At 37.4% G+C, this 16179-nt stretch carries 18 protein-coding genes and 1 pseudogene; 18 read left to right on the top strand and 1 reads right to left on the bottom strand.

The window, feature by feature from the left end; all coding sequences use genetic code 11:
- Positions 1–6 precede the first annotated feature (6 nt).
- Positions 7–1059: a type 2 isopentenyl-diphosphate Delta-isomerase gene (gene fni, locus SAZ04_RS07440; protein ID WP_332693489.1), complete on the top strand. Its 1053-nt coding sequence runs from the start codon at positions 7–9 to the stop codon at positions 1057–1059.
- 132 nt (positions 1060–1191) lie between these two features.
- On the opposite strand, the gene SAZ04_RS07435 is transcribed toward fni, so the two are convergent.
- The gene (locus SAZ04_RS07435; RefSeq protein ID WP_332693389.1) at positions 1192–1326 is read right to left on the bottom strand and encodes a YpzI family protein; all 135 of its coding nucleotides are present in this window, start codon (positions 1324–1326) and stop codon (positions 1192–1194) included.
- 128 nt (positions 1327–1454) lie between these two features.
- On the opposite strand from SAZ04_RS07435, the gene SAZ04_RS07430 reads away from it, so the two are divergent.
- From SAZ04_RS07430 to SAZ04_RS07350, 17 genes and pseudogenes are all read left to right on the top strand, one after another.
- Positions 1455–2069 (top strand): YphA family membrane protein, encoded by a 615-nt coding sequence (locus SAZ04_RS07430; RefSeq protein ID WP_332693386.1) that lies wholly within the window; start codon positions 1455–1457, stop codon positions 2067–2069.
- A 192-nt stretch (positions 2070–2261) separates the two neighbouring features.
- On the top strand, positions 2262–3575 hold the full coding sequence (der, locus tag SAZ04_RS07425) for a ribosome biogenesis GTPase Der (RefSeq protein ID WP_332693383.1): 1314 nt from the start codon (positions 2262–2264) through the stop codon (positions 3573–3575).
- 123 nt (positions 3576–3698) lie between these two features.
- Positions 3699–4313, top strand: coding sequence for a glycerol-3-phosphate 1-O-acyltransferase PlsY (plsY, locus tag SAZ04_RS07420; protein WP_332693486.1), 615 nt, complete (start codon positions 3699–3701; stop codon positions 4311–4313).
- Positions 4314–4334: 21 nt separating this feature from the next.
- Positions 4335–5372: an NAD(P)H-dependent glycerol-3-phosphate dehydrogenase gene (locus SAZ04_RS07415; RefSeq protein ID WP_332693380.1), complete on the top strand. Its 1038-nt coding sequence runs from the start codon at positions 4335–4337 to the stop codon at positions 5370–5372.
- A gap of 225 nt (positions 5373–5597) precedes the next feature.
- Entirely contained in the window at positions 5598–5864 is a 267-nt protein-coding gene (locus tag SAZ04_RS07410) for a stage VI sporulation protein F (RefSeq protein ID WP_332693377.1), read from the top strand.
- Positions 5865–6147: 283 nt separating this feature from the next.
- The gene (locus SAZ04_RS07405) at positions 6148–6351 is read left to right on the top strand and encodes a DUF2768 domain-containing protein (protein WP_332693374.1); all 204 of its coding nucleotides are present in this window, start codon (positions 6148–6150) and stop codon (positions 6349–6351) included.
- Positions 6352–6372: 21 nt separating this feature from the next.
- Positions 6373–7113 carry a hypothetical protein gene (locus tag SAZ04_RS07400; RefSeq protein WP_332693371.1) on the top strand — a complete coding sequence of 247 codons (741 nt, stop codon included), beginning with the start codon at positions 6373–6375 and terminating at the stop codon, positions 7111–7113.
- A 207-nt stretch (positions 7114–7320) separates the two neighbouring features.
- The gene (gene spoIVA / locus SAZ04_RS07395; protein ID WP_332693366.1) at positions 7321–8799 is read left to right on the top strand and encodes a stage IV sporulation protein A; all 1479 of its coding nucleotides are present in this window, start codon (positions 7321–7323) and stop codon (positions 8797–8799) included.
- 330 nt (positions 8800–9129) lie between these two features.
- Positions 9130–9348 (top strand): trp RNA-binding attenuation protein MtrB, encoded by a 219-nt coding sequence (mtrB, locus tag SAZ04_RS07390; RefSeq protein ID WP_332693363.1) that lies wholly within the window; start codon positions 9130–9132, stop codon positions 9346–9348.
- Positions 9349–9431: 83 nt separating this feature from the next.
- Complete coding sequence (locus tag SAZ04_RS07385) at positions 9432–10247, top strand: heptaprenyl diphosphate synthase component 1 (RefSeq protein WP_332693360.1); 816 nt, start codon at positions 9432–9434, stop codon at positions 10245–10247.
- 5 nt (positions 10248–10252) lie between these two features.
- The gene (gene menG, locus SAZ04_RS07380; protein ID WP_332693357.1) at positions 10253–10966 is read left to right on the top strand and encodes a demethylmenaquinone methyltransferase; all 714 of its coding nucleotides are present in this window, start codon (positions 10253–10255) and stop codon (positions 10964–10966) included.
- 54 nt (positions 10967–11020) lie between these two features.
- Positions 11021–11854 (top strand): UbiA-like polyprenyltransferase, encoded by an 834-nt coding sequence (locus tag SAZ04_RS07375; RefSeq protein ID WP_431308973.1) that lies wholly within the window; start codon positions 11021–11023, stop codon positions 11852–11854.
- The gene (locus SAZ04_RS07370) at positions 11851–12465 is read left to right on the top strand and encodes a UbiX family flavin prenyltransferase (protein WP_332693351.1); all 615 of its coding nucleotides are present in this window, start codon (positions 11851–11853) and stop codon (positions 12463–12465) included. Before SAZ04_RS07375 ends, SAZ04_RS07370 begins: the two co-directional genes overlap by 4 nt.
- Entirely contained in the window at positions 12462–13313 is an 852-nt protein-coding gene (locus SAZ04_RS07365; protein WP_332693348.1) for a menaquinone biosynthesis protein, read from the top strand. The genes SAZ04_RS07370 and SAZ04_RS07365 overlap by 4 nt, the downstream gene beginning before the upstream one ends.
- 152 nt (positions 13314–13465) lie before the next feature.
- Positions 13466–14437, top strand: a complete 972-nt coding sequence (gene hepT / locus SAZ04_RS07360) for a heptaprenyl diphosphate synthase component II (RefSeq protein WP_332693345.1) — start codon at positions 13466–13468, stop codon at positions 14435–14437.
- Positions 14438–14758: 321 nt separating this feature from the next.
- Positions 14759–15202: a nucleoside-diphosphate kinase gene (ndk, locus tag SAZ04_RS07355; protein ID WP_332693342.1), complete on the top strand. Its 444-nt coding sequence runs from the start codon at positions 14759–14761 to the stop codon at positions 15200–15202.
- A gap of 247 nt (positions 15203–15449) precedes the next feature.
- Positions 15450–16076: pseudogene (locus SAZ04_RS07350) on the top strand (CheR family methyltransferase).
- The last annotated feature ends 103 nt before the right edge of the window (positions 16077–16179 follow it).

Below are 16179 nucleotides of genomic sequence, written 5' to 3'. Positions count from 1 at the left end.
ATTATGGTGAGTAGAGCTACTAGGAAGCTAGATCATATTCACCATGCGTTATCCACGGGACAAGATTTAACGCATGGGTTTGAAGATATTGCATTCGTGCACAACAGCCTTCCAGAAATGAATCTAGAACACATTAATCTCTCATCGCAAATCGGCGAACTTACTTTAAGTTCGCCGATTTTTATCAATGCGATGACAGGTGGTGGTGGAGAGAAAACAAAGAAAATTAATGAACAGCTTGCTGAAGTTGCTGCCCAAACAGGGGTTGGTATTGCTGTTGGTTCACAAATGGCTGCATTAAGAGAAGAGAAGCATCGTCAGAGCTTCCAAGTCGTTAGAAAGATTCACTCAAAGGGAATTATTTTTGCCAATCTCGGAAGTGAGGCAACGGTGGAACAAGCGAAGCGAGCAGTCGATATGATTGAAGCCAATGCCCTACAAATACATGTGAATGTGATTCAAGAACTAGTAATGTCAGAAGGAGATCGTGACTTTACGAATACGATGAGTCGAATTGAGAACATTGTACATGGAATTGAAGTACCTGTCATTGTAAAAGAAGTAGGGTTTGGAATGAGCAAAGAAACTGTAGAAACGTTGGCCTCTGTTGGTGTTTTTGCGGTTGATGTTGGTGGCTTTGGTGGAACCAATTTTTCTAAAGTAGAAAACAAACGTAGGCAACGTCGTCTTGACTTTTTTAATGAATGGGGAATAACGACTACGTCTTCGCTTTTAGAAGCTTATCATGCTAATACAAATATTCATGTATTTGCTTCAGGTGGGTTACAAAGCGCGTTAGATTTAGCGAAAGCAATCGCTTTAGGGGCATCAGCAGGAGGGTTTGCTGGATATTTTTTACGAATTTTACTTGAGAAAGGTCAGGAAGCGCTTTTAAATGAGGTGAAGCAGTTAGAAGAAGATCTCCGGTACATACTAACAGCTTTACAGGCAATAAATCCTCTAGAGTTACGAAAAAAATCAATAATTATATCAGGTGATACATACCATTGGGCGACTCAACGTGGGTTTCGGGTTTCAACATTAAGTAGAAGATCATAAAAGAGGCAGATTCGAGAGTCTACCTCTTTCGCTTTAAACATTACAGTAATCGATACTCGTTCATATGTTTATGGTAGGACGCCATACTCTGAGGTGAGTGATCCAATTTAATAAAGCACTTTGTCGTCGGGTTTATGGACGCTGTTGTTTTCTTGCTTTTTCAGAGCTCTGCATTTTTGCTGCCCCTGGATAATGTAAACTTTGATCACGATCAGATTCAACTCGGCCTGATTTTTTTAACTTTTGTTCTTGACGATCTTTCCCCATCTTTCTCCCCCCCCCTCATAGAAGATCATTATCAACTTTTTTATTGTTCCACTTAGTCGTATTTCTATGTATTTGTATGGTTAGAACGCTCTTACTTCGTCGATACTTAAGAAGAAGGAGGTGGGAGAATGGAAGGTGTTTTTATTTATTGGTTTGGTTGGGGATTTTGGGTCGTAATCAGTTTTTTTTGGCCTAGAAGTAGGAAGAGATTTTGGAGTGCTTTCGCCATTTTAACATTATTAATTTTGTTGCCAACTACACTTGTTATTGCAAATACGTTATTCCATATTGGGTATCTTCTGTTTTCAATCTATTTATTTTGGCAGATGAGTAAGGGGAACAACGTAAATCTCTTTCATTCATTTATCGCATCCATAACGATAGGCGCTGCCTATGCTGGATTTCAGATGATGCTAATTTTCGACCCTGTTGTTGAATTTATTGATAGTCGATGGATGATTGGATGTATGACAGCCATTATTGCATTTTTACTTTCAACAACGTTTAATCACCGGTTATTACTTGCTTTTCTAGGTCTTATTCAAGGTGAATTGTTAGCAGGACTTGTTAGTCAACATCACCTTCATTTAGGCCGAACAATTGGGAACTTGTATTTCTTTGATATTATCGCAATAGTAGGGATGTTATTTAGTGTTGTTTGGTCGTTTCAACAACTATCAACATTACTAGGAAATCTGGTAGTCAAAGAACAGAAATCTGACTTATTAAAACAAAGTTCGTGAAAGTAGAAGTCGACAAGTAAGGTGAAATCAAGTAGAATAAACAAGTTGCAATAAAAATGGATGATTTTACATAGTAGGGGTTGTTAAAAAAGGTCGTTGTTTTTTCCTTTTTTAACAACCTCTAAGCAATGAGTGTAGTCATTGCATCATCCTTTTTGAATATATAAAAGTAAACAGAAAGGTTGTGACGTTATGACAAAGCCTGTTGTAGCGATAGTCGGACGTCCTAATGTTGGGAAGTCTACAATTTTTAATCGAATAGTAGGAGAGCGGGTTGCGATTGTCGAAGATAAGCCTGGAGTAACTCGTGATCGTATTTATAGTAAAGGTGAATGGTTAAACCGCGAATTTAATTTAATTGATACAGGTGGAATTCAATTAGGTGATGAACCATTACTGATCCAAATGCGTGCTCAAGCTGAACTTGCTATTAAGGAAGCAGACGTTATTATATTTATCGTCAACGGCCGTGAAGGAATTACAAGCGCTGATCAAGAAGTTTCTAAAATCTTATTTAAATCAGACAAGCCTATTGTTCTTGGTGTCAACAAAATTGACAATCCTGACATGCAAGAAGAGCTTTATGAATTCTACTCATTAGGAATGGATACGCCTTATCCAATTTCTGGATCACATGGGTTAGGGCTTGGGGATTTACTTGATGAAGTGATTAAATATTTCCCTGATGAAGTAGAAGACCCGTATGATGAGGATACGATTCGTATATCGTTAATTGGACGACCTAATGTTGGGAAATCCTCTATCGTTAACGCGATGCTCGGAGAAGAACGTGTGATTGTGAGCAATATTGCTGGAACGACACGTGATGCAATTGATACGCCGTTTACTCGTGATGAACAAGACTATGTCCTCATTGATACAGCTGGTATGCGGAAACGTGGAAAGGTTTATGAGGCAACGGAGAAATACAGTGTGTTACGTTCCCTTAAAGCAATAGAACGATCAAATGTTGTTCTTGTTGTCATCGATGCAGAAGAAGGTCTTATTGAGCAAGATAAGAAAATTGCTGGGTATGCGCATGAAGCTGGGCGTGCAGTTATTCTTGTTGTGAATAAGTGGGATGCTGTCGAGAAAGATGATAAGACAATGAAGAACTTTGAACGAAAGTTACGTGAAGAACTTTTATTTTTAACATATGCACCTATCTTATTTGTTTCAGCAAAAACAAAGCAACGTTTACAACAAGTTCTTCCAATGGTTAAGAAAGTATCTGAAAATCATCATTTGCGCGTTGCAACGAATGTTCTTAATGATATGATTATGGATGCGGTTGCGATGAACCCGACACCTACAGATAAAGGCAAGAGATTAAAGATCAACTACGTGACACAAGTTGCCGTAGAACCTCCGACATTCGTCTTTTTCGTAAATGAACCAGAATTGATGCATTTCTCTTATGAAAGATTTTTAGAAAATCGTCTTCGTGCAACATTTGATTTTGAGGGGACGCCGATTAAAATTTTTGCTAGAAAGAAAAATGTTTAACGTTGATTAAAGTCATAGGCATACTAGTTGCGATATGAAAAGCTTGATTTTCATATCGTACGTTTGTTTGTTTTTGATCGATCTCATGTATAGAAGGAGAGAGTACGAGGTGGGGGAAGTATGATGATCATTGCACTCATTTTTACTGTATTAATTGGGTACCTTTTAGGATCAATAAGTTTTAGTTATATTATAGCTAAAAAAATAAAGAAAGTTGATATACGTCAACATGGAAGTGGGAATGCAGGGGCAACCAACACTTTACGAGTGTTGGGGCTTGGCCCTGCTTTATCTGTTTTAGCACTTGATGTTATAAAAGGGATCGTTGCTGTATGGCTTGGGGATATGTTGGCACCTGATGAGACGGGGATTTTTCCTGCTTTAGCTGGATTTGCGGCAATTATTGGTCATAATTGGCCAGTTTATTATGGATTTCGTGGAGGAAAAGGGGTTGCGACTACAATTGGTGTATTAGCTACACTAGTCTTTTTTCCTGCGTTATATGCCGGAATTATCGCTATTATCAGTATTGTTCTCACAAGGTATGTTTCTCTAGGGTCAATTTTATTTGCTATTTTAACACCGATTATTGCTCTTATTCTCTTGAATTATTATGGTTATCCAGTGATTTATGCTTATTTAGCGTTTGTGGTTGCACTTCTTTCGATTTGGAGACATCGAACTAATATTCAACGCTTGCTATCTGGAAGCGAGAGTAAAATAGGACAGAAATCATAAATGAACAAAGGAGTGAGTGGTTTGACAAAGGTTGCTGTTATTGGTGCAGGAAGTTGGGGAACCGCTTTAGCTATGGTTTTAGCTGATAATGAACATGAGGTTAGACTTTGGGCTAGAAGATCCGAACAAATTGAAGAAATAAACAAGCACCATACAAATTCAAAATATTTACCGAATATTAATTTATCTGAACGAATAATCGGACATAATCAATTAGCGACTGCGCTTGCTGACGTTGAGATTGTTCTTCTTGTCGTTCCAACAAAGGCAATTCGTGAAACTGTGAAAGAAATGAAAAAAGAATTGAAAGTTCCAGTAACGATTATACATGCGAGTAAAGGGATTGAGCCGGGTACTCATAACCGTATTTCTGAAATGATCGAGGAAGAGTTCTGTGGCTCAGAAATACTACGAAATGTTGTTGCATTATCAGGACCGAGCCATGCTGAAGAAGTCAGCCTAAGACAACCTACAACTGTGACTGTTTCCTCTAATAGTCATGATGCTTCTGAATTAGCACAGGACTTATTCATCAACCAACATTTTCGGGTTTATACGAATCCAGACTTAGTTGGGGTTGAAATTGGTGGTGCTTTAAAAAATAGTATTGCTCTTGTTTGTGGTTTAACAAATGGACTTGGCATGGGCGATAATACGAAAGCAGCTATTATGACTCGTGGGCTTGCAGAGATTGCTCGCATTGGTGTGAAATTAGGGGCCAATCCACTTACGTTTGCTGGGCTTTCAGGATTAGGAGATTTAATTGTAACATGTACAAGTGTGCATTCTAGAAACTTTCGTGCTGGATATATGATTGGCAAAGGGAAGTCACTAGATGAAGTGTTACAATCGATGGGAATGGTAGTGGAAGGAATACGCACAACGAAGGCAGCTCATGAATTAGCAACTAAGGTAGACGTGGATATGCCAATTACGTCAGCTTTGCACGCAGTTTTGTTTGAAGGTCTTCATCCAAAGGAAGCTACAGAACGCTTAATGGGGCGTGTGAAAAAACATGAAGTTGAACAATTGGATATCAGTTTTTTAGAAGGTAAGTAAGTGTTAGAATTTTCCTACATACATAATTGATAAAGAGCATGGGAACCTTGAATGGCAAGAAAAACTAAGGATCCCACCTGAGTGCTCCGATTAGGGAATGAGTTAGCAAGAAGTTGAGTTTCTTTTTGAAAGAGCTCTGGTGGGAACGAAGTTTTTCTAGAAATTTGCACCTTCTTCGCCTTCACGCATATGATATCGTGATATTACGAATGGGGAGGGCGCATCATGTCTCAAAAAAATGACTCATCTTTCATGGATCAAATTCAAAAAAAGGCAAATGTGAAACCTGATGAATTGTTTAAATTAGCAAACTCAGTTAGCAATACAAATCTTAAAGATGAAGCAGCAGTTAGACAGCTTATTTCACAAGTAGCAAAGCTTGCTAATAAACCAGTATCGAAAGAAAAAGAAGACCAAATTGTCGAAGCGATTACAAATAATAAAATGCCATCTGATTTTGCTTCGCTTGCAAAAATGTTCAATAAAAAATAAACGTGTGTGGTAGGCAAAAGCCACAAGCAAATATATGGTTTGTGCATATACTTGTAAAGAACGAACATTACTATAGGGCTGTGTATAAGACGAAGGGTTTCGTCAAGTTGGAGTAGTGTGCCCCCACTGCTCCAACTTTTTTTGGAGATAAAAACCTCGTTTAATCAGCCTGTGTCCAAGGTTCATGACACTGTTATATATGATTTGGTTGTGGCACCGACTTTTTTGGACAGGCTATGCTATAATATTGTTTGGAAATTGTATTTTTGGAGGATGATAGATCGTGTCACCAGCGATGATGAATATGTGGATTTCGTTTTTTGCTCTTGCATTAATGTTTGTTTCTGCAGGAACAGCCATTTTTAGTCGAGAAAAGTTAAAGGGTTGGGTGCAAAAATTGGTTTTAGCCTTTTCATTTGTTTGTCTTATTGTATCCGGTTGTATTGTCTTTCTTATCGTACTAGGTGGACCAACCGCTACTATGTAATAAGAAAGGAGTCGGCTGACAATGAGACAAGTGTTAGTTCTAGGGTTTTCAATGAGTCTATTTCTATTAAGTGGATGTTTGTTTCCAGATGATCAACGGGCTGAAAATCGAATAGCTTATCCAGATCAACTTCAATCGGTTCAACTTGCTGTTGATCAATTCCAAAACGATACAGGCGTTTTACCAATTCGAAATTTTGATGAAACGACTTCTCTTTACCAACGTTATGTTATTGATTTTAATCAATTGAGTCCAAGGTATTTACAACAACCACCGGGTACGGCTTTCGAAAACGGTGGAGTGTTTCAATATGTACTCGTGAATGTTGAAGAGGCTCCAGAAGTAAAAGTGATTGACCTAACCTCTCAGCGAGAAATTGGTCAATTGCAACAACGGTTAAATGAGTATATGAAAAAACATCAATATGCTCCGATTAAGGAAATGGTTGATGTTGGACTTTTCTTACTTGATCATGAAGCTTTAAGTTATAAGGAAGCTCCCCATGTAAGGAGTCCATATCACGATACGCTTTTACCTTTACTATTAACGAATGATGGAGAAATTATTATTGACTATCGAATGGACTTGAACATAATGTTAAATGAATTTGGTCATCAATTTGAGGTAGGAGAAGACATCCGTTCTCTTTTGTATGAACATTCACCATTTGTGCCGCTGCGTAGTGTACCTTATGTTCTAGATGAAAATGAAGAACCGATCTATGCTATGGAGCTAAGAAAAAATAATAGAGCAGTTGAATAAAAGTGGTCTAATGCTCCTTACCTTTTGATATACATATCAGAGGAAGGGGCATTTTTGTTTTCCCCTTCTCGGTAGCCCAAAAACGAGAATCTTCTGACTTTCTATAACAGTTGTCATAAACTTTGGACAACATCATAGATATGATAGTGTCCAAGGTTTACGGAAAGAAGGGTTTCTCAAATTTTTACTCGATCGGGAGGGGATCACGTGGAAAAGGTTGATATTTTCAAAGATATCGCTGAACGAACAGGCGGCGATATATATCTCGGAGTGGTAGGTGCAGTACGCACAGGGAAGTCGACATTCATTAAGAAATTTATGGAACTAGTCGTTCTCCCGAATATTACTAATGAGTCAGAAAAAGCACGTGCACAGGATGAGTTGCCTCAAAGTGCCGCTGGTAAGACGATTATGACAACGGAACCGAAGTTTGTTCCAAACCAAGCCATATCTATTCACGTTGATGATGGTCTTGATGTGAATATTCGGCTAGTCGATTGTGTGGGGTATGCTGTTCCTGGAGCGAAAGGTTATGAGGATGAGCATGGACCTCGAATGATTAATACACCTTGGTATGAAGAGCCAATCCCATTCCAAGAAGCCGCAGAAATCGGAACGCGTAAAGTCATTCAAGAACATTCGACATTGGGTGTTGTTGTGACAACTGATGGTTCAATCGGTGAAATTCCACGCCAAGATTATATAGAATCAGAAGCGCGTGTTGTTGAGGAATTAAAAGAGGTTGGGAAACCGTTTATCATGATTGTTAATAGTGTGCGTCCTCATCATCCGGACACTGATCAATTACGCCGACAATTGGCTGATGAACATGATATTCCGGTTTTAGCAATGAGTATTGAAAGTATGACAGACCAAGATATTAACAATGTTCTTCGTGAAGTATTATTTGAATTTCCGGTTCATGAAGTAAATGTTAATCTTCCGAGTTGGGTTATGGTACTGCGTGAAGATCATTGGTTACGTCAGAGTTATGAAGAATCTGTCCGTGAAACAGTTAAGGATATTAAACGTCTCCGTGATGTCGATCGTGTTGTTGGGCAATTTACTGAATATGAATTTATTGACGATGCTCGTCTAGCAGGGATTGAAATGGGGCATGGGATAGCTGAAATTGATTTATATGCTCCAGATAATTTATATGATCAAGTCTTAAAAGAAGTGGTAGGGGTAGAAATACGAGGCAAGGATCACCTGCTTCAACTAATGCAAGATTTTGCACACGCAAAAGCAGAGTATGACCAAGTATCAGATGCTCTTCGTATGGTCAAACAAACAGGTTATGGTATCGCAGCACCAGCTCTGTCTGATATGAGCCTAGATGAGCCAGAGATTATTCGTCAAGGGTCTCGCTTTGGTGTACGATTGAAAGCTGTAGCTCCATCCATTCATATGATCAAAGTTGATGTAGAATCTGAATTTGCACCAATTATCGGTACAGAAAAGCAGAGTGAAGAACTTGTTCGCTATTTAATGCAAGATTTTGAGGAAAATCCTCTTTCTATTTGGAATTCTGACATTTTTGGCAGATCGCTTAATTCAATTGTACGAGAAGGTATTTCTGCTAAACTATCGCTTATGCCAGAAAATGCTCGTTATAAGTTGAAAGAAACATTAGAGAGAATCATTAACGAAGGTTCTGGTGGGCTTATTGCCATTATCCTATAATGATGACTGTTACATGTAGAAAGAGCCCTAAAAGGGGTTCTTTTTGCTTTGTGTTAATTTTTTATGCTAAGATTTGTATAGAATTTTTGTTTTCGGGTTTTCTAATAGAAGGTGACAGAGGCGCAGCACGAAGGGCAGTGAGTTAAAGGTCAACAAAAAGGATACTTAAAAGAATTGAGAGCCGAAATATATGATTGAAAGTTGAAATGAGTAAGTCAGAAATCGACTTTTTAAAAGAACCTACTGAAGCGAAATTTTTCAATTCGTGTTAAGATAGTAAAAGTAGAATTCATATAGGTTTAACTTATGGAACAGGAGAGTTGAGATGAGATGAGTAATCAAAATGAGTTTTTTGTTATAAAGGCAAAGGAAAACGGTGTGAATGTGATTGGTCTTACACGTGGATCGGATACTCGCTTTCACCACTCTGAAAAACTTGATAAAGGTGAGGTAATGATTGCTCAATTTACGGAACACACTTCGGCTGTGAAAATTAGGGGAAAAGCAATTATTCAAACAAGTCATGGCATCATGGATACGGAAGAATAACCATTTTGACATGATAACTTGTTGTTTTAGTGCTAGTAGTAGTCTAGGGTAAAGTACATGAATGAAAATAGAAGATGACAACAATGAAGGACGGAATTTGGGGGATTTTTATGGTGAGTATGAGTCAGTTTAATGATAAAGTAAAAGAAATCAAAATGAATTTTTATAGTCTAACAAAGCATCTATATTTGCAATCATACATATCAGAACCAGTTATAGATGATGATAAGATTCGTTTTTTGTATGCGATGTTACATAAACGGCTATCAAATTCAGAGGCGAAAATGTTTACGATTTCAGCATTATTACTTCAAGCTGCACTTGATGTTCATGATGAAGTCTCCCTTCAACCAATTACTTCTGATAGTTTACGTAAGAATAGACAATTGACCGTTCTGGCAGGTGATTATTACGTTGGTCTTTACTACTATTTGCTGGCAGAAAAAAAACATGTACCTATGATCAGGGTATTTAGCAAATCGATACAAGAGATCAATGAATCTAAAATGAATCTTTATGATTCAGACGGTTTCACCTATGAAGAAATTCAATTGAATATTTCTCAAATAGAGTCTGTATTAATGCAAAATATGGCTGATTACTTTGAACAAGGTAACTGGAAAGATGTAATAAAGGATTTCTTTTATCTCAAGAGAATACTATCAGAGAAGACAAGCTGGTTAAAAGGTGAAGCAAGTCCAATTATCGACTCTATTCTTCGAGACTCCAAGCGTGGAGAAGATACTCTTCAACGTGTAGAAAGAAAAGTGGAAGATGTAAAAGACCGTCTTTTGATGAGTTGCAGGTCATTGCCTACGTTTGAGAGTTTTATTGTCGAGCATATTGACGAACTTCTAGGGCAGACAGAATTTCAGAAGATCGTTTTAGAAGAAGGGTGAACTAGATGACACATACAAAAGAAGAGCGCGTTCATCAAGTATTTGAATCAATTTATAAAAAGTATGATGTAATGAATTCTGTAATTAGTTTTCAACGTCATAAAGCATGGCGTAAAGATACAATGAAAAGAATGAACGTTCAAAAAGGAGATCATGCACTTGATGTTTGCTGTGGGACTGCAGATTGGGCGATAGCTTTAGGTGAAGAAGTGGGGTCTACTGGTCATGTTGAAGGGTTAGACTTTAGCCAAAATATGCTTAAAATTGGAAAAGACAAAGTGGAGAAACGAAACCTTCAGCAAGTAAATCTTGTACATGGGAACGCAATGGAACTCCCTTATGAAGATAATCACTTTGATTTTGTAACTATTGGTTTTGGCTTGCGAAATGTACCTGACTATATGCAAGTATTAAAAGAAATGCATCGTGTGACGAAGCCCGGGGGAATGACAGTTTGTCTTGAAACATCTCAACCGACCATTCCAGTTTTTAAACAGTTATACTTTTTTTATTTTCGCCAAGTAATGCCGGTATTTGGAAAACTGTTTGCAAAAAGCTATGACGAGTATTCTTGGTTACAAGAGTCAACGATGTCGTTTCCTACTCGTGAAAAACTAGCTGACATGTTTCGTGAAGCTGGATTTGTCGATATAGAAGTAAAGCCGTATTCTGGTGGAGTCGCAGCTATGCACCTTGGTAAAAAATCAAGTACCAAATAGCAAGTAGAATTGGAGCAGATACATGTGATTAGAAAGATAAAAATCATCTTAGAAATGATCAAATTTGAACATACGGTTTTTGCACTACCGTTTGCCTTTTTTGGCGCAATGCTTGGTGCCTTTATTGTGAATAACTCTTTGCCTACTTGGTCCGAATGGCTTTGGATTACCGTAGCAATGGTAGGTGCTAGAAGTGCAGCGATGTCACTAAATAGAGTAATTGATGAACAAATTGATAAACAGAATCCAAGAACGTCCAATCGAGCAATTCCGGCTGGATTAGTTTCAAAAATAGAAGTGCTCTTATTTATCATTTTTTCATTTGCTCTTCTTTTTTATGCAGCCTTTCAACTAAACATGTTAGCAGTCTATCTATTACCTATCGCGGTTTTCTTTTTAGTTATCTATTCATACACAAAGAGATTTACATGGGCATGTCATCTTATATTAGGTGTGACAATTGGTATTGCCCCGCTTGGTGGTTGGGTAGGCGCTACTGGGACACTAACGTGGGAAGCGTTGCTATTATTTTTAGCTGTTGCTTTATGGACAGCTGGTTTTGATGTAATCTATGCAACTCAAGACGCTGATTATGATAGAGAAAATGGCTTATACTCAATTCCGAGTCGATTTGGTATTGGACGAGCTTTGAAGATTGCTCGTTTTCTGCATGTAATCAGTTTCTCATCTTTTGTTGGCTTATTATTACTTACGCAACTGGGATGGATTTATTTCATTGGCGTCTTGATAGCCGGTGGGATTATGGTTTATGAACACTCTCTTGTTTCAGAGAATGATCTTTCGAAGTTGGATGTTGCTTTTTTTACAATGAACGGCATTCTTAGTCTTGTTTTGTTCATTTTCGCGATTGGAGATATACTATTATGAATGAGAATGTAGGATCAAAAGGAATATACACAGTTGGAATAACTGGAGCGAGTGGAGCTGTTTACGGTGTTCGTCTTGTTCAAGAACTTTTGAAGCAATCCTATCAAGTCCATTTAGTAGTAACGGAGGCAGCTTGGCGTGTGTTTAAAGAAGAGTTATTACTCGACACAGTAAACCGGGAATCCGTTATTGATGAATTATTTGGTGGATACGACGGGCAACTCCATACACATGATCTTCATGATTACGGAGCTCCCATTGCAAGTGGTTCTTACCAAAATGACGGAATGATTATTATCCCGTGTTCAATGGGAACTCTTTCTGGTATTGCACATGGGGCTTCTGGAAACCTACTTGAACGTACAGCTGATGTCATGTTGAAAGAAGGACGTAAGCTCATATTAGTTCCTAGGGAAACCCCACTTAATCAACTTCATTTAGAAAATATGCTCAAGGTATCAAAAGTTGGAGCAACTGTTCTTCCGGCGATGCCAGGCTTCTATCATCTCCCTAAGTCAATAGATGAACTAATTCATTTTCTAGTTGGAAAGGCATTAGATAGCTTAGGGGTTAAACATGATTTGTTTACACGGTGGGGGAAAGAGCAATGAGTGTGGTAATTGGCGAAATTTCATATACCAATATATTACCTTTTTTTTATCACCTGGACCGCGATATGCTAAAAAGGCGCAATTGTCGATTTGTCCCACAAGTACCAGCTCAATTAAATCAAGAGATGGCAGCAGGAAGGATTGACGTTGGTGGCATTTCTTCGTTTGCTTATGCTGAAAATGCCAATGCCTTTACATTATTGCCTAATTTATCGGTTACTTCTTATGGGGCTGTTGGTTCGATTTTTCTTTTTTCCAAAGTTCCTCTTCATGATTTAGGAGGGAAAAAAATTGCCTTAACACTCAGCTCAGCATCTTCTGTTCACCTTTTGAAAATTATATTGGAACACTTTTATTCATTGTCCGCTTTCTATACAATGATGAAACCTGATTTGAAGAACATGTTACAAGAGCATGATGCTTGCCTTTTAATTGGGGATGACGCAATTATAGCCAAACACGAAAATGGGGATTCGCTTTTTCATTATGATTTAGGTGAATTGTGGTATGATCAAACAGGGTTACCGATGACGTTTGCGGTATTTGCTGTGCGAAATGAAACGTTACGTGAGCACCCAAGTCTTGTCGGATCTATTTACCGAGCTTTTTTAGAAAGTAAGCTACAAAGTGAATCAGAAAATTATCAACCAATGATTGCAGATATAATAAAAATGCATGGGGGAGATAAATCATTTTGGAATCATTACTTTCAAAAGCTTTGTAATGATTTTGGACGACAAGAACAACAAGGATTATCCTATTTCTTTGAGATACTCTATAAAATGAACTATATAGCTCAACCGATTAAAACGTTAAACATTTGGAATGCAGATGTCGTGATTAAGTAGAAGAGGTTTTTCAAAAAGGGAACGATTTTCCCCTTTTTGAAAAATCTCGAAGCAATGTTTAAACACATTCTATAGATAAATAAACATAACAGAACAGAACAAGATACTAGGCTGACGATGTAAAATCGTCGTAATGAATTAAGGTGGACGACATGAAACTAGCAGAAATTTATATGCAATTTCAATCTGATATTACCATTATTGAAAAAGAGCTTGAAACAACTGTTCAAGCGAAAAATGAAATTCTTCAGGAAGCAGCAACCCAATTACTCAAAGCGGGTGGAAAGAGGATTCGTCCTGTATTTGTGCTATTGGCTGCTAAATTTGGACAGTATAATATTGAAGAATTAAAACATATTGCTGTCCCACTCGAATTGATTCATATGGCTTCATTGGTTCATGATGATGTAATCGATGATGCTGATTTACGTCGTGGAGAGAAAACAATTAAATCAAAATGGGATAATCGAGTCGCAATGTATACAGGCGATTTCATTTTTGGTAAAGCGGTAGAAACATCAACGTTTTTCTCTGATCCGAAAATTCATCAAATTTTATCAAATGCAATGTTGGAAATGTGCCTTGGAGAAATTGAGCAAATCCGTGATCAATACAACTGGGGTCAAAATTTCCGAGTTTACTTGCGACGAATTAAACGAAAAACGGCATTGTTAATTGCAGTTAGTTGTCAGTTAGGTGTGTTGGCAGCAAAAGGTGATAATCAAATTCAAAGAGATCTGTACCAATTTGGCTATAATGTAGGAATGTCTTTTCAAATTACAGATGATGTGCTCGATTTTGTCGGAACTGAAAAACAGTTAGGAAAGCCTGCTGGTGGTGACTTACGCCAAGGAAACGTTACATTACCAGCACTTTATGCAATGCATCATGACATGAAAATTAAGCAACTTATAGAGGATAGGCTAGCAACTAACTATCCAGAGAACATAGATATATCGCCTTTATTAAATGCGATCAAACAATCTGGTGGAATTGAGTACTCGATATCGATAAGTGACCAATACTTAAAAAAAGCTTATCAAGCGCTTCAAAGACTACCGGATACGAAAGAAAAGACTTATTTACGTGAGATTGCTACCTACATAGGAAAACGTAAATTTTAATAATTAAGGTCGTGGCCACTTAGTAGCTGATATCGAGACGGAAAAATCGTTTCGACATCAGCTATTTTGCGTGAGAAAGATAGCTGGTTAGGTAAGAAATCAAGAGTCTCCCACTTGATACTAGTGTTCATTCTTCGGTCGAAGAAAAAGTAGGTGGAGAGCTATTTTTTTGTTATTTAGAAGGATTCTGGCGGAGGTCACGTTTTTAAAAATGGTCATGGTAGTACTAGTAAATAAATCACAACTCATATTGTTACTTTTTTGAATATTTGCTATACTAATGGAGGTTCTACTACATAACTTGATAGGAGCGATCAACAAATGGAACGTACATATTTAATGATTAAGCCCGATGGCGTACAACGTAATTTGATTGGAGAAGTTGTATCACGTTTTGAAAAGAAGGGTTTTACATTAGTTGGTGCAAAATTAATGACTCTCTCAAAAGAGATAGCAGAAACTCACTATGCAGAACATAAAGAACGCCCTTTCTTTGGAGAGTTAGTCAGTTTTATTACGTCAGGACCTGTATTTGCAATGGTTTGGGAAGGTGAAAATGTGATCTCAACTGCTCGTACGATGATGGGGAAAACCAATCCTGCGGAAGCCGCTCCTGGAACAATCCGTGGAGATTATGGTGTACAAGTTTCAATGAATGTCATTCATGGTTCCGATTCTCCTGCAAGTGCAGAAAGAGAAATTTCGATTTTCTTTAATGAGAATGAGCTAAATGAATATGAAAAAACAGTTAGCAAGTGGATTTAATGTAAGCGTTTAAAAGCTCGTCCGTGAAGGACGAGCTTTTTTTTTTTTGGTGTGCCCAGCATTGGTGCAGTCTATAGGGTGAAAGTCCCAACTGAGAAGACAATGGGAATAATGGGAACATAAGGTGAATATAGTTCGCACTCAAAGTGGAGAATAAGTATCTAAGGCTTATGATTTTGGATTAGTAATAGCATTTTTAAGGTATTCGTCGTATGATTAGTCCATTACATAGTGAGAGGATATGTGAATGAGTCAAGATTATTTGCAATGTATCGATAAGGTTAAAAAGAGATCGGCGATTGATTTATCATTGTAAAAAGAAGCCTAAATAATGCGACGTTTAGAGTCTTTGAGAAATAAAAAAGGGTATTCTGATTTTCGAAATTTTTACGAAACAATGAATCCAATGTTGTTTAGTGAATTTCTTGAACGAATGACGATAAATGTATTTGAATTTTATCGGACGTATTATTTTGGCTACAGATTTAGACCGGATGGTTCTTGACCGTGCCAAACTAGGATTATATACAGAGCGTTCTTTAAAAGAAATATCAATTGTGCAGTTTATAAAATATTTTGATAAAAGTCTTATGTGATATAAAATATGTGAAGAAATCAAACAAAACGTTCGTTTCAAACAACAAAATGTGCGCGCTGAACGGTTTAGTGAAAATTTTGATTTAATTATTTGTCGCAATGTCATGATATATTTTACAGAAGAGGCAAGCATAAGTTATATCTTAAGTTTAGTAAAGCACTTCGTTCGGGCGGGGAATTATTTGTAGGGAGTATGAAACAAATATTCATTGCTAGTATGTATCAATTAGAATCAGAAGATAGATTTTCTTATAAAAAATATAGAACAAATAGATAGATTAGAACGAGTTCTAAAGGGTGTTAAAATACATCCGTTCATTAATTGCCATTTGTTCATACAAGAGAAAAACTACCCTTTTTTTAACCAACTCTATAATTTT

Source organism: Halalkalibacter lacteus (assembly GCF_036663595.1).
GTDB lineage: Bacteria > Bacillota > Bacilli > Bacillales > Bacillaceae_D > Halalkalibacter > Halalkalibacter lacteus.
The sequence above is the reverse complement of the archived record's forward strand: the minus strand, read 5'-3'. Positions and strand labels throughout refer to the sequence as shown.